Source organism: Roseateles sp., from assembly GCF_046300915.1.
Classification (GTDB): domain Bacteria; phylum Pseudomonadota; class Gammaproteobacteria; order Burkholderiales; family Burkholderiaceae_C; genus Kinneretia.
In genome coordinates this window covers 1-18,599 of record NZ_JBKCLH010000126.1, presented here as the reverse complement: position 1 = coordinate 18,599, position 18,599 = coordinate 1, and the positions used below count along the sequence as shown (strand labels likewise).

Here is an 18,599-nt window from a genome sequence, read left to right as displayed (position 1 = left end):
TCGCGCAGCAGGCTGTCAGTCGGCTGTCCGGCGGGCCTAGGGAAAATGCTAGGCTCCCGCCCCATGAATCTGCTTCTGGTGGAAGACGACCCCGCAATGCGGCTGAGCCTCACACGCAGCCTGGAGCGTCGCGGTCTGCGGGTGCAGGCCGTGGCCGACGGCCCGGACGCCCTGGCGCTGTGGCCCACGAGTCAGGCGGACGTGGTGCTGCTGGACCTCTCCCTGCCCGGCATGGATGGCCTGGATGTGCTGGCGCGCGGCCGCGCCGCCGGCCTGCGCACGCCGGTGCTGATCCTGACGGCGCGGGGCACCGTGGGCGACCGCATCCTGGGCCTGAATGTGGGTGCCGACGACTATCTGCCCAAACCCTTCGATCTGGACGAGCTGTTTGCGCGCATCCAGGCACTGGGCCGCCGCGCTGGAACCAAGCCCCCTTCCGCGGCGCCCGCAACGCCCGCACCGAGCTTCTGCGGCATGCGCCACGACCCCGACAGCGGGGCGGTCTACCATGGAGACGAGGTGCTGGAGTTGACGCCGCGCGAGGCCGCCCTGCTGCGCGCCCTGCTGGCCCGCCCCGGCCACGCCATCGCCAAGGAGCGCCTGTTCGAGCTCGTCTTTGCCGGCGAGCTGGACGTGCAGCTGGAGGCCATCGAGGTGGTGGCCTACCGCCTGCGCAAGCGCATCGCCCACACCGGCGCCCAGCTGGTCACACTGCGCGGCCTGGGCTATCTGCTGAAGGCCCAGGGGTGAAGCGGCGTACCGGCTCGCTGCGCTGGCAGCTGACCCTGGGCATCCTGCTGCCCGTGACCTTGCTGATTGCCTTCAACACCTGGAGCCTTTACCAGCAGGCCCTGAAAGCCGCAGACACCGCCTATGACCGCACCCTGCTGGCCTCGGCCAAGTCCATCGGCGAGCAGCTCGATGTTCGCAATGAAGGCGGTCGCGCGGTCCTGTACTCCACGGTGCTGTACTCGGCCCTGGAACCCTTCGAGGCAGACAACCGCAGCCGCATCTTCTACAAGGTCAGCGGCTTCGAGGGCGAGATGGTGTCGGGTTTCGCCGACCTGCCCGGCTGGCAGGGCCAGTTGCCCATCAAGAACCCCTATGCGGCCCTGGTGACCTTTTACGACGAGGTGTACAAAGGCGAGCCCGTGCGCATGGCCGTGCTGCTACAGCCCGTGGCCGATGAGGCCGGCCAGGGCATGGCCACCATCCAGGTGGCCGAGACCCTGGACCTGCGCCACACCCTGGCGCGCCAGATCCTGGTCGAGACGCTGTGGCGCCAGGCCGGCCTGGTGATCGTGATCGTGATCGTGGTGGTGGTGGTGGTGCAGCGCGCCACCGGGCCGGTGCGACGGCTCTCGGCCCAGCTGCGCGAGCGCGCCGAGGGCGATCTGTCGCCCGTCGTGGCGCCGGACGCGCCCAGGGAATGGCAGCCCCTGGTCGAGGCGACGAACCAGATGGTGGGCCGGCTGTCCGAGCTGCTGGAGCATCAGAAGCGCTTGGTGCGCGATGCCTCGCACCAGCTCAAGACGCCGCTGGCGGTTCTCAAGGTCCAGGTACAGGGAGCTCGCCAGGGCGATGTGGATCCCATGCAGGCCCTGGCCGAGATTGAGGTGACGGTGTCCCGCGCCACCCAGGTGGCCAACCAGATGCTGGCCCTGGCCAAGGTGGAACAGCTGCGCCAGCAGGCCGATGTCAGTGCGGCGCAGGTCCTGCCTGTGCAGGACTGGGCCGAGATCACCCGCGCCGTGGCCCTGGATCTGGCCCCCCTGATCGCCGAGGCCCAGCTGGACTTCGACATCGAGACCCAGAGTGCGCCCATACGCAGCCACGAATGGGCCCTGCGCGAGCTGACCCGCAACCTCATCCACAACGCCATCCAGCACACCGATCAGCGCCTGCGCATCTGGCTGCGGGCCGAGGCCCAGATGGCCGTGCTCACCGTGCGCGACTCGGGCCCCGGGCTCACGCCCGAACAGCGCGATCGCCTCTTCCTGCCCTTTGCCGCGGGCCATCCGGGTGGTGGCTCGGGCCTGGGCCTGGCCATCTGCCACGGCATCGTGGCGTCCCTGGGTGGCAGCATCGAACTGGACAACCATGGCGAGGGCCCGGGGCTGGACGCGCGGGTGCGCCTGCCCCTGGCGCGCCTCGCAGCCTAGAATTCAGCCCCGATGAGCAGCAAGCAGCAGCCCCCCAAGACAGCGGCGGCCCAGGACAAGAGCACCGGTGGCATGCGCCTGGACAAATGGCTCTGGGCCGCGCGCTTCTACAAAACCCGGGCCCTGGCGGTGGAAGAAATCGGCCGCGGCCGGGTGCTGGTGAACGAGCAGGCGGCCAAGCCCTCGCGCGATGTGCGCGCCGGCGACCGGCTGCGCCTGCGTCAGGGCGTGGTGGAGCGCGAGGTGCTGGTGCTGGGCCTGTCCCAGGTGCGCGGCCCGGCGCCCGTCGCCCAGGCCCTCTACCAGGAGACGGCCGAGAGCCTGGCCGCGCGTGAGCGTGCGGCCGAGGCCCGCCGCCTGGCGCCCGAGCCGGCCCTGGGCATTGCCGAGAACCGCCAGGGCCGCCCGACCAAGCAGGACCGCAGGCGACTGGCCGAGTGGCAGCGCTGGACCGTCAGCGCCGATGAGGCCTGAACCGTCCCAAGCCCCGCCCGCGAACGGCTAGGGGTTTTTCCGCAGAAAGCGGCGAGAATCCCCCCCTTGAATTCCAGGATATCGCGCCCACCTGGGCGCGATTGCCTTTCTAAGCATCATGACAACAGACCACACCCCCACCCCGCAAGAAGCCGCCGCGGCCGAGGCGTCGCCGGCCGAAACCCTGGCTCCCGAGGCCAAGATCGCCGAACTGGAGTCGCGTCTGGCCGAGATGTCGGATGCCTATCTGCGCGCCAAGGCGGAGTCCGAGAACATCCGCCGTCGCGCCGACGAGGACGTGGCCAAGGCCCGCAAGTTCGCCGTGGAGGGCTTTGCCGAGGCCATGCTGCCGGTGATGGACAGCATGGAAGCCGCCATCGCCACCCCGGACGCCAAGGTCGAGACCGTGCTGGAAGGCGTGCACGCCACCCACCGCCAGCTGGCCTCCGCCCTGGAGCGCAACAAGGTGGTCCAGATCAATCCGGCCGCCGGCACCAAGTTCGACCCGCACCAGCACCAGGCCATCTCCATGGTGCCCGCCGATCAGGAAGCCAACACCGTGGTCGCGGTGCTGCAAAAAGGCTATCTGATCGCCGAGCGCGTGCTGCGCCCCGCCCTGGTCACGGTGGCCGCACCCAAGTAATTCACAGCTCGCCGCCCCTTGAAACGCGGCGACTTATCCACACATCGAAAACAAGCAACAAGCTTCGGAATTTCAGGAGTCACACATGGGAAAGATCATCGGTATTGACCTGGGCACCACGAATTCGTGCGTGGCCGTGATGGAAGGCAACACCACCCGCGTCATCGAGAACGCGGAAGGTGCGCGCACCACGCCGTCCATCATTGCGTATCAGGAAGACGGCGAGATCCTGGTCGGCGCCTCGGCCAAGCGCCAGGCCGTCACCAACCCCAAGAACACGGTCTACGCCTCCAAGCGCCTGATCGGCCGCAAGTTCTCCGAGAAGGAAGTGCAGAAGGACATCGACCTGATGCCCTACACCATCGCCGCCGCCGACAACGGCGACGCCTGGATCGAGGTGCGCGGCAAGAAGCTGGCGCCCCCGCAGGTCAGCGCCGAGGTGCTGCGCAAGATGAAGAAGACCGCCGAGGACTACCTTGGCGAGGAAGTGACCGAGGCCGTGATCACGGTGCCGGCCTACTTCAATGACGCCCAGCGTCAGGCCACCAAGGACGCCGGCCGCATCGCCGGTCTGGACGTCAAGCGCATCATCAACGAGCCCACCGCTGCGGCCCTGGCCTTCGGCCTGGACAAGCATGGCAAGGGTGACCGCAAGATCGCCGTGTATGACCTGGGCGGCGGCACCTTCGACATCTCCATCATCGAGATCGCCGATGTCGATGGCGAGATGCAGTTCGAAGTGCTGTCCACCAACGGCGACACCTTCCTGGGCGGCGAAGACTTCGACCAGCGCATCATTGACTACATCATTGCCGAGTTCAAGAAGGAGCAAGGCGTTGATCTGACCAAGGACGTGCTGGCCCTGCAGCGCCTGAAGGAAGCCGCCGAGAAGGCCAAGATCGAGCTCTCCAACAGCTCGCAGACCGACGTCAACCTGCCCTACATCACGGCCGACGCCTCGGGCCCCAAGCACCTGAACATCAAGCTGACCCGCGCCAAGCTGGAGTCGCTGGTGGAGGAGCTGATCGAGCGCACCATCGAGCCCTGCCGCACCGCCATCAAGGACGCGGGCGTCAAGGTCAGCGAGATCGATGACGTGATCCTGGTCGGCGGCATGACCCGCATGCCCAAGGTGCAGGACAAGGTCAAGGAGTTCTTCGGCAAGGATCCGCGCAAGGACGTGAACCCCGACGAGGCCGTGGCCGTCGGTGCCGCCATCCAGGGCCAGGTCCTGGGCGGCGAGCGCAAGGACGTGCTGCTGCTGGACGTCACCCCGCTGTCCCTGGGCATCGAGACCCTGGGCGGCGTGATGACGAAGATGATCAAGAAGAACACGACCATCCCGACCAAGTTCAGCCAGACCTTCTCCACCGCCGACGACAACCAGCCGGCCGTGACCATCAAGGTCTACCAGGGCGAGCGCGAGATGGCGCAGGCCAACAAGAGCCTGGGCGAGTTCAATCTGGAAGGCATCCCGCCCGCACCGCGTGGTCTGCCCCAGATCGAGGTGACCTTCGACATCGACGCCAACGGCATCCTGCACGTCAGCGCCAAGGACAAGGGCACGGGCAAGGAAAACAAGATCACCATCAAGGCGAACTCGGGCCTGTCGGAAGCCGAGATCGAGAAGATGGTGAAGGACGCCGAGGCCAATGCCGCCGAGGACAAGAAGAAGGTCGAGCTGGTCCAGGCCAAGAACCAGGCCGATGGCATGGTGCACTCGGTGCGCAAGTCCCTGAGCGAGCACGGCGACAAGCTGGACGCTGGCGAGAAGGACAAGATCGAGGCCGCGATCAAGGATCTGGAAGAGGCCATCAAGGGTGAGGACAAGGCCACGATCGAAGCCAAGACCGAAGCCCTGATGACCGCCAGCCAGAAGCTCGGCGAGAAGATGTACGCCGAGAGCCAGGCTGCTCAAGCCGCGGCCGGTGCCGCCGCTGCTGGCGCCGCCGAGCAGCCCCAGGCTGCCGCCGGCAGCACCAAGCCGGCCGACGACAATGTGGTGGATGCCGAATTCAAGGAAGTAAAGGACAGCAAGTAATCCTTCCCGGGCTCACCGCCCCGAGCCGCGCCGAGCCCCCACCAGGCCGCGCGGCTTCATTGCTTCTTCTGTCCAGGAATATCCATGGCAAAGCGTGACTACTACGAGGTCCTCGGCGTCGCCAAGACGGCCTCCGAGGACGAGATCAAGAAGGCCTACCGCAAGCTGGCCATGAAGTACCACCACGACCGCAACCAGGGCGAGGGGGCGCAGGCGGCTGAAGAGAAGTTCAAGGAGGCCAAAGAGGCCTACGAGATGCTCACCGACGCGCAAAAGCGCGCGGCCTACGATCAGTACGGCCACGCCGGCGTGGACCCGAATGCGGGCGGCGCGGGCTTCCGCGGCGGCCCCGAGGGCTTTGGCGGCTTCGCCGAGGCCTTTGGCGACATCTTTGGCGATATCTTCGGTGGCCAGGGCGGCGGCGGCCGGCGTGGCGGCGGCCAGCAGGTCTACCGCGGCAGCGACCTCAGCTACGCGATGGAGATCACGCTGGAAGAGGCCGCCCGCGGCAAGGAAACCCAGATCCGCAGTCCCAGCTGGGAGGGCTGCGACACCTGCAAGGGCAGCGGCGCCAAGCCGGGCACCAGCGCCAAGACCTGCGGCTCCTGCGGCGGCTCGGGCACGGTGCATATGCGCCAGGGCTTCTTCTCCGTGCAGCAGACCTGCCCGCACTGCCATGGCAGCGGCAAGATCATTCCCGACCCCTGCACCGCCTGCAACGGCCAGGGCAAGGTGAAGAAGACCAAGACCCTGGAGGTCAAGATCCCCGCCGGCATCAACGAGGGCATGCGCATCCGCTCGGCCGGCAATGGCGAGCCGGGCGTCAATGGCGGGCCGCCGGGCGACCTCTATATCGAGATCCGCCTCAAGCAGCACGAGATTTTCGAGCGCGACGGCGACGATCTGCACTGCACCATGCCGGTGGGCATGACCACGGCCGCCCTGGGCGGCACGATCGAGGTGCCCACCCTGGGCGGCAAGGCCGAGATCGAGCTGCCCGAGGGCACCCAGCACGGCAAGACCTTCCGCCTGCGCGGCAAGGGCATCAAGGGCGTGCGCTCCAGCTACCCCGGTGACCTGTACTGCCACATCAGCGTGGAGACGCCGGTCAAGCTCACCGAGCACCAGCGCAAGCTGCTCAAGGAACTGGACAAGAGCTTCCGTGACGGGGGCGACAAGCACTCGCCCAATGCCAAGAGCTGGACCGACCGGGTCAAGGACCTGTTCAAGTAAGGCGACGGGCCGAGCGGGCGAGCAGCGCCTCGCGATGGCTTAAGAAAACACAAAGGCCGGGGATCAAGAATCCCTGGCCTTTGTTGCTTTTCTGCTCCCTCATGCCCGCCCGGACTCCCTCCCGCATCACCCAGCCCGTCACGCGCTCGCCCCTGCTGCTTGCCTGGTGGGCGGCCCTCTGGATGGGCCTGCTGTGCAACTGGCCCCTGTGGCAGCGGCTCTACGCCCTGCCCGAACTGGCTACGGCGCGAGGGCGTCTGTTCCTGCTGGCCTTCATGGTCATCGTGGTCAGTTCGCTGGGCGCCTTGCTCAGCCTGCTGGCCTGGCGGCACCTGCTCAAGCCCGCCTTGCTGCTGCTCATGCCCACGGCAGCAGCCCTGGCCTACTTCAGCGGCAGCTACGGCATCGTGATGGATGCCGAGATGCTGCGCAATGTGCTGCAGACCGATGCCCGCGAGGTGCGGGACCTGCTGACACCGGGCCTGCTGTTCAGCCTGCTCGGGCTGGGCCTGCTGCCCCTGCTCTATCTGCTGCGCCAGCCCCTCCATCAGGCCGAGCGCTGGTGGCGCCGGGGCGGCTGGAACCTCCTGAGCTTTGGGGTGGGTCTGCTGCTGGCGCTGGGCGCCACTCTGGGCAGCTTTGCGGACTTCGCCTCCACCATGCGCAACCACAAGAGCTTGCGCTACATGATCAATCCGCTCAATGCGGTGTACGCGATGGTCCAGGGCCTGCACGGCAGCAGTGCGGCGGCGACCCTGGCGGTCTTGCGTCCCCTGGGTGAGGATGCGCAGGCCCCAGCGCCGGGATCGGACAGGCCGCGCCTGCTCTTGCTGGTGGTGGGCGAAACCGCCAGGGCGGCCAATTTCTCGGTCAATGGTTATGAGCGCGAAACCACGCCGCGCCTGGCCCAGGAAGGTGCGCTGAGTTTCAAGCAGGTCACTGCCTGCGGCAGCAGCACTGCAGCCTCCCTGCCCTGCATGTTCTCGCCCCTGGGGCGCGAGGCCCATCTGGACAGCGGCAAGCAGCCCCAGGAAAACCTGCTGGACATGTTGCAGCGAGCCGGCCTGGCCGTGCTCTGGCTGGACAACCAGTCCGGCTGCAAGGGCCTGTGCGACCGCATCCCCCATGCGCAGGCGGCCGATATGCGCCCGCCAGCAGACGCGCTATGCAGCAGCGACGGCGAATGTCTGGACGAGATCCTGCTGGCCGGCCTGGACGAGCGGCTGGCCGCCCTCGACCCCGCACGGCGCGCGCGTGGCGTGGTCCTGGTGCTGCACCAGATGGGCAGCCACGGCCCGGCCTACTACAAGCGCTCGCCCAAGAACGCCAAGCCCTTCCTGCCCGAGTGCGAAAACAGCGCCCTGCAGCAATGCGAGCGGGAGGCGCTGCGCAACAGCTACGACAACTCCATCGCCTACACCGACCGCGTGCTGGCCGGCGCCATCGGCTGGCTGCGCACCCAGGAGAAGAGCTACCAAGCCGCCCTGCTCTATGTGTCGGACCATGGCGAATCGCTGGGCGAGAACAAGCTCTATCTGCATGGCATGCCCTATGCCGTGGCACCGCGCGAGCAGACTCATGTCCCGCTGATTCTCTGGATGCCCGACAGCACCCAGCGCGCCCAGGGGCTGAGAGTGGACTGCCTGAAGGCCCGGCTGGACCTGCCGGTCTCGCACGATGTGCTCTCACACACCGTGCTGGGCTACAGCCGCGTGAGCAGCAAGCTCTACCGCCCCGACTGGGACCTGCTCCAGCCCTGCCGCGCTTGAGCAGAACGACCCAGTTCTAGAACAGCTCGCCCTGGGCCGCGGGGGGCGCCGGCCTGGCTGCCGCCACCGGACGCGCCGGGGGGCGGAACAGGCCGAGCTGCTGCACACGCCGCTGCTGCGACAGCCCCAGGCGGGCGCAGGCCTTGCGCAAGCGCTGCTGCATCAGCTCGGCCCACAGGCCCTCGCCTCTCATGCGGCTGCCGAAGCGCGCGTCGTTGTCGCGCCCGCCACGCATCTCGCGCAGCCGCGCCATCACCCGTGCCGCACGCTCGGGGTAGTGCTGCTGCAGCCAGTCCTGGAAGAGCGGATTCACCTCCCAGGGCAGGCGCAGCGGAATGCTGAAGGCGCTGCGCGCGCCCGCCTCGGCCGCGGCCTCCAGCACCCGCTCCAGCTCCGGCTCGTTCAGAAAGGGAATCAGGGGCGAGACGCTCACGCCCACCGGCACCCCCGCCTCCGCCAGGCTGCGCAGGGCGCGAAGGCGCCGGTGCGGCGCGGCGGCCCGCGGCTCAAGAAGGCGGGCCAGCTGCGGGTCCAGCGTGGTGATGGAGATATAGATGGAGACCAGGCCGCGTGCCGCCATGGGTGCGATCAGGTCCAGATCGCGCTCGATGCCTGCCGACTTGGTGACCACCGAGAAGGGATGCTGGCACTCCGCCAGCACCTCGATCACGGCGCGCGTCAGGCCCAGGCGGCGCTCCACCGGCTGGTAGGCATCGGTGGCCGTGCCGATCACCAGGGAGCGGGGCTGGTAACCGGGTCGCGCCAGCTCGGCGCGCAGGCAGTCGGCGGCGTTCAACTTGGCGATGATGCGGGTCTCGAAGTCAAGGCCCGGCGAGAGGTGCAGATAGCGGTGGGTGGGCCGGGCAAAGCAGTAGATGCAGCCATGCTCGCAACCCCGGTAGGGATTGATGGAGCGGTCGAAGCTGATGTCGGGCGACTGGTTGCTGGAGAGGATGCTGCGGGCCTGCTCCTCGATGATCCGGGTCTCGGGCGGCAGGGTCTCTTGCTGAGCGGCCTGGTCTAGCGAGCCCCAGCCATCGTCGAAATGCTCGCGTTCGCGGCTCTCGAAGCGATGCGCCAGCTGCCAGGCGCTGCCCCGGCCCTTGAGCGCCTCGGGATGCGGCAGGCGGCCCAGAGGCTCGGGCGCACAACCGTCCGCCTCATGTGCCTCAAGCGCCTCATGCACCTCGGCGGACGGCGAGGCGCGGACGGCCAGCGGATGGATGCGAATGGGCGGCTTGAGCATACTGTTTATTTATACAGTATTTTCCAAGCATTCCAAGGGAAAGCGCGCCGCCCCTTCGGCCATCAGGCGCCCTAGCCTTCGATCAGACCCGCGTCGATCAGGTAGCGCGAGGGCGCCTGGGGGTTGAAGGCCAGGCTCAGGCGCTGGCGCGCGCGGGTCAGGGCCACATAGAGCAGATTGCGGGTCTCGTCCGCCGAGCCCTCGCCCACGAACTCGCCACGCGAGAGATGGGGCAGCAGCACATGGTCGAACTCCAGGCCCTTGGCCGCTTCGATGGTGGACAGGCTCACGCGTGCCGCACCGCCCGGCGCCCGCGGTGTCTGGGCCCGCTCCAGGCTGTGCAGCAGGGCAAAGAAGCCGTCCAGGTCCTGGTCTTCGCCCAGGGCCAGTTGCAGCAGCTGCTCCAGGTGATCGCGTACCTGGCGGATGTCCTCGCGCCGCACCAGCACCGCGCCGGCCAGGCGCTCGGGTTCCAGGGCGCCCATCAGGCCCCGGGCCCAGACGGGCAGATCACCGCCGCGCAGCAGGGCCAGGCAAGCCTCCAGACGCGGCCGCGCCAGGCCCGAGGCATTGCGCAAGACCTGACCCTCGATGAACTCCTGCATGCCGCCGGGATGGGCCGCGGCGGCCTCCAAGGCCTGGCGCTGGGCGCGGTGCGCGTCCAGGCCGTGCAGCGCATCGCTCTGCACCTGGGCGCCGGCAAAGAGCAGCAGAGCCGCCAGGGTGTCGCGGCGCAAGCCGGCGTCCCGCTCGAAACCGGCATAAACACCACGCGCATAGGCGTGCAGGCCGCGCAGCAGCAGGATCTCGCGGCGGCGCAGGAAGGGGGGCAAGCCCTGCAGCTGATAGGGCACGCCCAGCTTGAGCAGCTCGCGCTCGATCAGCAGGGACTGGGCCGGCCGGCGCAGCAGGATGCGCAGTTCCTGATGCGCCTGCTGCTGCAGATGCTCGCGCGCCGCCACGGCCAGCAGCCGGGCCTGCACGCGCGCATTCTCGGCCGGCAGGCACCGGATCTCGGTCTCGCGGCCGGCCACGGCCGCATAGGGCTTGCGCGCCAGGCGGCCGGCGGCCTGGGCCAGGCCCGGACCGAAGCGGTGGCTGGCGCTCAGCGGCAGGCGCAGGGCCGGGCCGATCTCCTGCTCGAAAATCGTGCCCATGAAGCCGGCCTCGGCGCCGGCCTGGCCGTGGATGACCTGGTCACGGTCGCCCACGCCCACAAAGGCCGCGCGGCGGTTGCGCGCCAGCAGGCCCTGGAGCAGGGTGAACATGGCGCGATGGGTGTCGTGCATCTCGTCCACCACGATCAGGGCCAGGCCTTGCGCCAGCACACCGCCCTCCTCCGCCAGGTCCTGATCCAGCAGCAGGCGGGCCAGGTCGTAGACCGCGTCACCCGTGAAGCGGAACAGGGGGCGCTCCGTCTCTTCGCCCCGGCGCAGCATCTCGTAGGCGCCGAAGACGCGCAGGCTGAAGTAGTCGCTGCCCAGCTCCTCGGCCAGGGCCGGGCTGAGCGCCTGCTCCAGGGGCTCGCGCTCCAGCAGCAGCCGCCCCTTGAGCACGGCGAAGGATTTGAGCAAGCCCTCGATCAGGGCCTCGGAGGCGCCGCCCACGGCCAGCTCCTCGCGGTGGCGCTCCTGGGGCCGCAGCTGGGCCTGGGCAATGGCCTCCAGCACATAGGGCCGCAGCTCCTCCTCCTGGCGCAGCTGCAGCATGCCGGGGCCTTCGAGCTCGGCCAGGCAGTCGACCGCGAACTGCTCGAAGGTCTGGATGCGCAGCTCGCGCAGCAGCGGCTGCGGCACGCCGATCAGGCGCAGCTGGGCCTGCAGGGCCTGGACCGCGGGTTCGGTGTAGGTGAGTGCCAGCAGCATGTGCGGCACGGCGCCGCGCTGCAAGGCCTGGGCCATGCGCAGGGCCAGGGTGGTGGTCTTGGCCGCGCCGGCATTGGCCTCGATCAGCAGATGGCGCGCCCGCGCCGTCTGGATGACCAGCTGCTCGGCGCTGGGCGTGATGCCGGCCGGGACGAAGATCGGCTCGGACACCGCCGGCTCAGTAGTCGGCGCCGGCCGGGCCGGTGTAGCCGGGGGCGAGGTTCTCGAACTTGGTGTGCATGCGCTGGAAGGCCAGCTTCACCGTGCCCACCGGACCGTTACGCTGCTTGGCGATGATGATCTCGGCCACGCCCGGCTCCTGGCACTGGTCCTTGGTGTAGTACTCGTCGCGGTAGATGAACATGATGATGTCCGCATCCTGCTCAATGGCGCCGGATTCGCGCAGGTCGGACATCATGGGGCGCTTGTCGGGGCGCGTTTCCACCGAGCGGTTGAGCTGGGAGAGCGCGATCACGGGGCACTTGAGTTCCTTGGCCAGGGCCTTCAGGCCCCGCGAGATCTCGCCCACGACGGTCGCGCGGTTCTCCTCGCTGCTGCCGCCGTTACCGCTCATCAGCTGCAGGTAGTCGATGATGATCAGACCGAGCTGGCCGCTGATGCGAGCCTGGCGGCGTGCGCGCGAGCGCACCTCGGAGGGGCTCAGACCCGGGCTTTCGTCGATGTAGATCGGCGCCTTGCCAAGCTTGTCGACGGCCTCGGTCAGCCGGCCCCATTCATCGTTCTCCAGACGCCCCAGGCGCAGCCGGCTCTGGTCAATGCGGCCGACCGAGCCGACCATCCGCAGCGCCAGCTGGGAGGCGCCCATTTCCATCGAGTAGATGACGACCGGCAGTCCCTCGTTGATGGCCACGTTCTCGCCGATATTGACTACGAAGGCAGTCTTGCCCATGGAGGGACGGGCGGCCAGGATGATCAGATCACCCGGCTGCAGACCCGCGGTCTGCTTGTCCAGATCGTAGAAGCCGGTGCGCACGCCGGTGACGTCCTCGGCACCGTTCTCCGCCAGTTCGTTGACACGGTCGATCAGATCAACCACCAGCTTGTCCATGCTGTGGAAGCCCTGCCCGCCCTTGCTGCCTTCCTCATTGATGCGGAAGATCTTGCCCTCCGCCTCATCAACGATGTCCTTCACCGGCCGACCCTGCGGGTTCATCGCCGCGCTGGCGATCTCGTCACTGGCGGTGACCAGCTTGCGCAGCACAGCGCGCTCGCGCACGATTTCCGCGTAGCGGCGCAGATTGGCTGCGCTGGGCACGCTCTGGGCCAGGGCATTCAGATAGGCCAGTCCGCCGCAATCGGCCGCCTTGCCCAGCGAGCTCAGCTCCTCGAATACCGTCACCACATCGGCCGGCTTGCCGCCGTTGATCAGCTTGCCGATGGCGGCAAAGATCTGCTTGTGCTCGAAGCGGTAGAAGTCCGTCTCCTGCAGCAAATCACCCGCACGGTCCCAGGCGCTGTTGTCGATCAGCAGGCCGCCCAGCACGCTTTGCTCGGCTTCGACCGAATGTGGCGGTACACGCAGGCGGGCGACTTCGTCGTCCGAGCCGGGATTGGGAGAGGAACCGGGTGCAGAAAAGATCGCGGACATGGCGGGCACGATATCCACAGCCCTGTGAACAAGGCTGTGGAGAAGATGTTCACGACCTGGGGTTACAGCGGGATAACTGTCGCCCCAGAAGACAAAAAGCCGACGACTGGATCAGTCATCGGCTTCTCTGATCGTTGCAGCACGGAGGCCACAACGCCATAGGGGATGTGCTTACTCGGCGTCGGCGACGACTTGCACCGTCACTTCAACCACCACATCGGTGTGCGGAGCGACGTTCACGGAGAACTCGCCCACGGCCTTCAGCGGGCCCAGGGGCAGACGGATCTGCGACTTGGCCACGGCGAAGCCCAGCTTGCTGATGGCTTCGGCGATGTCGGCGTTGGTCACCGAACCGAACAGGCGGCCGTCCACGCCAGCCTTCTGGCTGATGCGCACGGTCTTGCCTGCCAGGCCTTCACCCAGAGCCTGGGCGGCGGCCAGCTTCTCGGCGGCGATCTTTTCCAGTTCGGCGCGCTTGGCTTCGAATTCCTTGATCGCGGCTTCGGTGGCGCGACGCGCCTGCTTGGTCGGGATCAGGAAGTTGCGTGCGTAGCCGTCCTTGACCTTGACGACGTCACCCAGGTTGCCCAGGTTGGCAACTTTTTCGAGGAGGATGATTTGCATGTTGGCTTACTCCTCAGACCTTGTGCTGATCGCTGTAGGGCAGCATGGCCAGGAAGCGAGCACGCTTGATGGCCACGGTCAGCTGGCGCTGGTAGAAAGCGCGGGTGCCGGTCAGACGAGCGGGCGTGATCTTGCCGTTTTCGCCGACGAAGTCGCGCAGGGTGTCCACGTCCTTGTAGTCGATGGATTCAACACCAGCGACGGTGAAACGGCAGAAACGCTTGCGGCGGAACAGCAGCGATTGTTGGTTGCGCTTGGGCTTCTTGTCCTTGGAGAAGCGACCCTTACCACGTGCGGGGGGCATAGTAGACCTCTTTAATTCAATCCGGATTAGCGACGGACGATGTTGCTGCGGAACCGGGCGTCAGTTCGGTGACATGGAAGATGGTTCCACGACCGTTGCGCATGGCGGCGATGAAGCCCTCGAACAGGGCATGTCCACCGACCCCCAGCGCCTGAACGCGCTTGCAGAGTTCACTGCCTATGGCCACGCTCTTGATCTCCAGGGAGACCCGGCGAGGACGTCCGGCTTCGGTGACCTGGGACTCATGCTTCAAGCTGAAGTCCAGGGCCGCCTGGCCGGCCGGCGTGTATCTGATCAGTCCCAGCTCAAGCAGCTGCGCTTGCAATACAAGCTGATTCACCGCTTGGGCAATGACAACAACACCAGCTCTTTATCAGGCTTCCTGAGGCGCCTTGCGGGCCTCTTCGCGCTCCACAGCCTTCATCATCACGGAAGGCGTGGTCTCGGCCTTGTCCTTGACCACGGTCAGGTGGCGCAGGACGGCGTCGTTGAAGCGGAAGCCGGTTTCGAGCTCAGCCAGCACTTCCTTGCTGCACTCGATGTTCAGGCACAGGTAGTGGGCCTTGGCCAGCTTCTGGATCAGGTAGGCCAGTTGACGGCGACCCCAGTCCTCGACGCGGTGCACAGCACCACCGCCGGCGGTGATCAGGCCCTTGTAACGCTCCAGCATGGCCGGAACTTGTTCGCTTTGATCCGGATGGATCAGCAGAACGATCTCGTAGTGACGCATAGACACTCCTTGTGGATTCCGGTTCCTCGACCCACCGGGCGATGCTTGACAGCATCGTCCGCAGGCCTAGGCCCCGAGGAAGCCGCCCCAAGGCGTCAAAGACATGGGTACGGCAAGGGAAAGCCCGCGATTGTAGCGCACGCCCCTGGCTTAGGGCAAGCAAGCCCGGTTTACCGCCTAGAGCCGCGGCGGGCGCCGCAGATCCAGCGCCTGAGCTTCGCTGGCGGGCTGCCTGGGCGTCAGCAGGCTGACCAAGACGGCGGCCAGCAGCCCGGCTGGTACGCCAAACACGCCGGCCGAGATCGGCTGAATCCCCCACCAGAGTTGCGCCGGACCTTGCAGCCCCAGGCTCGCTCGAAGGCCGGGATGGGCTCCGACCATGTAGTAGGCCGTCACCCCCAGGCCCAGCAGCATGCCGGCAATGGCCCCCCAGGCATTGGCCCGCCGCCAGAATACGCCCAGCAGCAGCACCGGCACAAAGGCAGACCCTGCCAGGGAGAAAGCGGCCGCCACCAGCAACAGGATGTCGGCGGGCTTCTGCGCCGCCACCGCGGCTGCGGCCAAGGCCGTCAGCAGCAGGATGGCCTTGGAGGCCATAACGCGCTTGGGCGCACTGGCCCGAGGATTGATCACACGGTGATACACATCATGCGCCAGGGCGCTGGAGATGGTCAGCAGCAGCCCGTCGGCCGTGGACAATGCCGCCGCCAGGCCACCCGCGGCCACCATGGCCGACACCACATAGGGCAGCCCCGCCAGCTCAGGCGTGACCAGCATGACGATATCGCCCCCGATCTGCATCTCACCGAGTTGCAGAATGCCGTCGCGGTTGAGGTCGCTCACGGATAGCAGGGCCGGGTCGACCTTGGCCCACTGAGCGATCCAGGTCGGCAATTGGTCAAACGGGGTCCCCACCAGCCCATCGAAGACCTCGAACTTGACCATGACAGCCAGGGCCGGCGCGGTGATGTAGAGCAAGCTGATGAAGAGCAGGGACCAACCCACCGACTCCCGCGCCTCGCGAACCGTGGGCGTGGTGAAGCTGCGATTCAGGATATGCGGCAGGCCGGCCGTGCCCACCACGAGGCAGAAGACCAGGGCCAGAAAATTGCGGCGGGACTCTTCGAAGGCTTGCTGTGCGGCCGCATCGCCCTGCGGATCACCCGCGAATGCCTGGGCGTGCGGGGCCATCCCCCCCAGCGGCTTGGCGCGCGCCTCATAGGCGAGCAACTGACGCTGCCACAGTTCACGCGCCTCGGCCGGGGTACGCGGCAGAGCGCTCAGCCGCTTCTCCGCGGCCTGGATCTCAGCCAGCGGTGCATCCTCGGCCTTGAGCCGGGCGACCCGGGCCAGGTTCTGCTGGCGCTCGCTGGCCAGTGCCGCGGGCACATCCTGCAGCTGCTGCCGCAATTGCTGAATGCGCTGCTCCAGCACCGCGATCACCTGCAGCTCGGCCGGATCCTGTCGCAGCTGCTGCTCGCGCTCGCTGATCTGCTGCAACTGGTAGCCGTACACCGCCTGAGGCAGGGGCGAGCCCGTCTGCTTGATCGATAGCCAGACCACCGGCACCAGATAGGCCACGATCAAAATGATGTACTGCCCCACCTGGGTCCAGGTCACGGCCCGCATGCCGCCCAGGAAGGAACAGACCAGCACCCCACCCAGGCCCACGAAGACCCCGATCTCGAAGGTCAACCCCGACAGACGCGCCGTGATCAGCCCGACACCGTAGATCTGGGCCACCACATAGATGAAGGAGACGGCAATGGCGGCCATGGCGGCGATCAGGCGTACGGCATTGCTGGCGTAGCGGTCCCCGAGAAAATCGGGCACCGTGTACTTGCCAAAGCGCCTGAGGTAGGGGGCCAGGCACAGCGCCACCAAGCAAAAGCCCCCCGTCCAACCCAGCACAAAGGCCAGACCGCCATAGCCGGAGAGGTAAAGCGTTCCGGCCATGCCGATGAAGCTGGCCGCGCTCATCCAGTCGGCGCTGGTGGCCATGCCGTTGTAGAGGGCTGGCACACGCCGGCCCGCCACGTAGTACTCGTCGGGATCGGTCGTGCGGCTCAGCACACCGATGCCGGCGTAAACCACCACCGTGGCAAAGAGGAAGCAAAAGCCTATCCAACTCTTGGACAGGCCCAGCCGCTCGGCCACAGCAAGCAGCAGCGCAAAACCGGCAAACCCGAGGCTGTACCAGAGGTAAATGCGGTTGAGGCGACGCTTGAGTGCCGGGGTCGCGCTAGACCCCGCACGGACCGGAGGGGATGACACGCGCGGCTGGCTTTCTTGGGCAAACCGCCATCATGCGGCGAGAGCTGGCGCTGAGGCCCTAGCGGGAACCCGGAGACCGCACGGAGCTGGGCGCTGCACGCCCTGCCCTAGTCAGCGCAGTCTCAGCGCAAACTCAGCCGCGGGCACTGGCCAACTGGCTGGCACGCGGGCGGCTGGGCAGTGCATGGCGCAGGATGCGCCAGACCACCTGGCCGAACTGCACCGGCAAGGAGCCCGTGTTGTAGTTCACGCCGTAGCGCTTGCAGATGTCCCTCACCACGGGGGCCATCTCCACATAGCGGTTGGCTGGCACATCGGGGAAGAGATGGTGCTCGATCTGATGGCTCAGATTGCCCGACAAGGTATTGAGCACAAAGCCGCCCGAAATATTGGAGGAACCGCGGATCTGGCGCCAGTACCAGTGGGCCCGGGTCTCGTTCTTCAGCACGCCCTTGGGGAAGGTCTCCACCTCGGTGGTGAAGTGGCCGCAGAAGATGATGGTGTAGGTCCAGAGATTGCGCAGGCCGTTGGCCACCAGATTGCCGGTGAACACGACCAGAAAGCCCGGGCCGGCCAGCAGGGGAAAGAGCAGATAGTCCTTGAGCAGCTGACGGCTCACCTTCTTGAGCACCGGCACCCCGGCGCGGCGCAGCTCAGCGCGGGCGGCCTTGCGGCGCTTGCCGAAGAGCTGGCCCAGACGCAGGTCCTGGATGGCCACGCCCCACTGGAACATCAGGGCGAAGATCAGGGCGTAGAGCGGCTGCAGCAGGGCCGCGGGCGTCCAGCGCTGCTCGGGGAAGAGGCGCAGCACACCGTAGCCGATATCGTCATCCAGGCCGTGGATATTGGTGTAGGTGTGGTGACGGAAGTTGTGGGTCTTGCGCCAGTTCTCGCTGGTGGCCACGATGTCCCACTCGAACTGCTTGCCCTTGAAGTGCGGGTCGCCCATCCAGTCATACTGGCCGTGGATGACGTTGTGGCCCAGCTCCATGTTGTCCACGATCTTGGACAGCGCCAGGCTCAGCGTGCCCAGGATCCAGAAGCCGATCAGCCAGGGCGTGGGCAGGAAGGCGCCGATCATCAGCAGGGCGCGACCGGCCAGCTCGCTCCAGCGCACCAGCTTGTAGATATTGCGGATGTAGCGCGCATCGCGCGCGCCCAGATCGGCCACGGTCTTGGCGCGCAGGGCCTCGATCTCGGCGCCGAACTTCTCCAGCTCCTCGTTGGAGAGTTGACGGGTCAGGGACTTGTTCATGCTTGTTCTCAAAGATCCAGACTGAGATCGCCGCAGGCACGGCTGACGCATAGACGCAGCTGGCTGCCGGGCTCGGCCTCGCGCTCGCCGGTATGAAGGTTCTGCACCTGGCCTTCGTGCTTGGTGCAGACGCAGCTGTGGCAGATGCCCATGCGGCAACCCGATTGCGGGCGCAGACCTTGGGCTTCCAGGGCGGCCAGCAGGGACATGCCCGAGGCCACCTCCAGCGTGCGGCCGGAGCGGCGCAGTTCCACCTGCACCTGATGCTTGCTGTCGGTGTTCAAGGGCACGGCGGGCGTGAAGGCCTCGGCCTTGAAGCTGGCCGCCTGGCCCGCGAGCAGTTCGCGCGCCTGGGCCGCAAAGCCGCCCG

General features: G+C 67.1%; 17 protein-coding genes. 7 read left to right on the top strand and 10 right to left on the bottom strand.

Annotation, left to right across the window (positions count from 1 at the left end; genetic code table 11):
* The first annotated feature begins 63 nt into the window (after positions 1–63).
* From ACK5F2_RS09325 to ACK5F2_RS09295, 7 genes are all read left to right on the top strand, one after another.
* Positions 64–750: a response regulator transcription factor gene (locus ACK5F2_RS09325; protein ID WP_409864267.1), complete on the top strand. Its 687-nt coding sequence runs from the start codon at positions 64–66 to the stop codon at positions 748–750.
* Positions 747–2,162: a sensor histidine kinase gene (locus ACK5F2_RS09320; protein ID WP_409864266.1), complete on the top strand. Its 1,416-nt coding sequence runs from the start codon at positions 747–749 to the stop codon at positions 2,160–2,162. Before ACK5F2_RS09325 ends, ACK5F2_RS09320 begins: the two co-directional genes overlap by 4 nt.
* 12 nt (positions 2,163–2,174) lie before the next feature.
* Positions 2,175–2,636: an RNA-binding S4 domain-containing protein gene (locus ACK5F2_RS09315; RefSeq protein WP_409864265.1), complete on the top strand. Its 462-nt coding sequence runs from the start codon at positions 2,175–2,177 to the stop codon at positions 2,634–2,636.
* Positions 2,637–2,754: 118 nt separating this feature from the next.
* Positions 2,755–3,279, top strand: coding sequence for a nucleotide exchange factor GrpE (gene grpE / locus ACK5F2_RS09310; protein WP_409864263.1), 525 nt, complete (start codon positions 2,755–2,757; stop codon positions 3,277–3,279).
* Positions 3,280–3,364: 85 nt separating this feature from the next.
* Positions 3,365–5,320, top strand: coding sequence for a molecular chaperone DnaK (gene dnaK, locus ACK5F2_RS09305; protein WP_409864262.1), 1,956 nt, complete (start codon positions 3,365–3,367; stop codon positions 5,318–5,320).
* Between the two features lie 84 nt (positions 5,321–5,404).
* Positions 5,405–6,553, top strand: a complete 1,149-nt coding sequence (gene dnaJ, locus ACK5F2_RS09300; RefSeq protein ID WP_409864261.1) for a molecular chaperone DnaJ — start codon at positions 5,405–5,407, stop codon at positions 6,551–6,553.
* Between the two features lie 101 nt (positions 6,554–6,654).
* Positions 6,655–8,322, top strand: a complete 1,668-nt coding sequence (locus tag ACK5F2_RS09295; RefSeq protein WP_409864260.1) for a phosphoethanolamine transferase — start codon at positions 6,655–6,657, stop codon at positions 8,320–8,322.
* Between the two features lie 16 nt (positions 8,323–8,338).
* Here the strand turns inward: ACK5F2_RS09295 and ACK5F2_RS09290 are convergent, their stop codons facing one another.
* The 10 genes from ACK5F2_RS09290 to ACK5F2_RS09245 form a co-directional block, all read right to left on the bottom strand.
* A complete protein-coding gene (locus tag ACK5F2_RS09290) occupies positions 8,339–9,568 on the bottom strand; it encodes a PA0069 family radical SAM protein (protein WP_409864259.1) in 1,230 nt (409 codons plus the stop codon).
* Positions 9,569–9,639: 71 nt separating this feature from the next.
* On the bottom strand, positions 9,640–11,604 hold the full coding sequence (locus tag ACK5F2_RS09285) for a 3'-5' exonuclease (RefSeq protein WP_409864258.1): 1,965 nt from the start codon (positions 11,602–11,604) through the stop codon (positions 9,640–9,642).
* Between the two features lie 7 nt (positions 11,605–11,611).
* Positions 11,612–13,042: a replicative DNA helicase gene (gene dnaB / locus ACK5F2_RS09280; RefSeq protein ID WP_409864257.1), complete on the bottom strand. Its 1,431-nt coding sequence runs from the start codon at positions 13,040–13,042 to the stop codon at positions 11,612–11,614.
* 171 nt (positions 13,043–13,213) lie between these two features.
* Positions 13,214–13,666: a 50S ribosomal protein L9 gene (gene rplI / locus ACK5F2_RS09275; protein WP_409864256.1), complete on the bottom strand. Its 453-nt coding sequence runs from the start codon at positions 13,664–13,666 to the stop codon at positions 13,214–13,216.
* Between the two features lie 13 nt (positions 13,667–13,679).
* On the bottom strand, positions 13,680–13,970 hold the full coding sequence (gene rpsR / locus ACK5F2_RS09270; protein ID WP_133602541.1) for a 30S ribosomal protein S18: 291 nt from the start codon (positions 13,968–13,970) through the stop codon (positions 13,680–13,682).
* Between the two features lie 16 nt (positions 13,971–13,986).
* Entirely contained in the window at positions 13,987–14,295 is a 309-nt protein-coding gene (locus ACK5F2_RS09265; RefSeq protein ID WP_409864255.1) for a primosomal replication protein N, read from the bottom strand.
* A 48-nt stretch (positions 14,296–14,343) separates the two neighbouring features.
* The gene (gene rpsF, locus ACK5F2_RS09260; protein ID WP_133602539.1) at positions 14,344–14,700 is read right to left on the bottom strand and encodes a 30S ribosomal protein S6; all 357 of its coding nucleotides are present in this window, start codon (positions 14,698–14,700) and stop codon (positions 14,344–14,346) included.
* A gap of 177 nt (positions 14,701–14,877) precedes the next feature.
* Positions 14,878–16,974 (bottom strand): sodium:solute symporter family protein, encoded by a 2,097-nt coding sequence (locus ACK5F2_RS09255; RefSeq protein ID WP_409864254.1) that lies wholly within the window; start codon positions 16,972–16,974, stop codon positions 14,878–14,880.
* Positions 16,975–17,107: 133 nt separating this feature from the next.
* Entirely contained in the window at positions 17,108–18,229 is a 1,122-nt protein-coding gene (locus ACK5F2_RS09250; protein ID WP_409864253.1) for a fatty acid desaturase family protein, read from the bottom strand.
* 8 nt (positions 18,230–18,237) lie between these two features.
* Positions 18,238–18,599: 2Fe-2S iron-sulfur cluster-binding protein (locus ACK5F2_RS09245; RefSeq protein ID WP_409864252.1), on the bottom strand; the 362-nt coding region annotated here is incomplete at its 5' end.

Bases quoted from the DNA above. Each gene is read 5' to 3' on its own strand.
- ACK5F2_RS09325 (WP_409864267.1), top strand. From the start codon at position 64: ATGAATCTGCTTCTGGTGGAAGACGACCCCGCAATGCGGCTGAGCCTC.
- ACK5F2_RS09315 (WP_409864265.1), top strand. From the start codon at position 2,175: ATGAGCAGCAAGCAGCAGCCCCCCAAGACAGCGGCGGCCCAGGACAAG.
- grpE (WP_409864263.1), top strand. From the start codon at position 2,755: ATGACAACAGACCACACCCCCACCCCGCAAGAAGCCGCCGCGGCCGAG.
- dnaK (WP_409864262.1), top strand. From the start codon at position 3,365: ATGGGAAAGATCATCGGTATTGACCTGGGCACCACGAATTCGTGCGTG.
- dnaJ (WP_409864261.1), top strand. From the start codon at position 5,405: ATGGCAAAGCGTGACTACTACGAGGTCCTCGGCGTCGCCAAGACGGCC.
- ACK5F2_RS09295 (WP_409864260.1), top strand. From the start codon at position 6,655: ATGCCCGCCCGGACTCCCTCCCGCATCACCCAGCCCGTCACGCGCTCG.
- ACK5F2_RS09290 (WP_409864259.1), bottom strand. From the start codon at position 9,568: ATGCTCAAGCCGCCCATTCGCATCCATCCGCTGGCCGTCCGCGCCTCG.
- dnaB (WP_409864257.1), bottom strand. From the start codon at position 13,042: ATGTCCGCGATCTTTTCTGCACCCGGTTCCTCTCCCAATCCCGGCTCG.
- rplI (WP_409864256.1), bottom strand. From the start codon at position 13,666: ATGCAAATCATCCTCCTCGAAAAAGTTGCCAACCTGGGCAACCTGGGT.
- rpsR (WP_133602541.1), bottom strand. From the start codon at position 13,970: ATGCCCCCCGCACGTGGTAAGGGTCGCTTCTCCAAGGACAAGAAGCCC.
- rpsF (WP_133602539.1), bottom strand. From the start codon at position 14,700: ATGCGTCACTACGAGATCGTTCTGCTGATCCATCCGGATCAAAGCGAA.
- ACK5F2_RS09250 (WP_409864253.1), bottom strand. From the start codon at position 18,229: ATGAACAAGTCCCTGACCCGTCAACTCTCCAACGAGGAGCTGGAGAAG.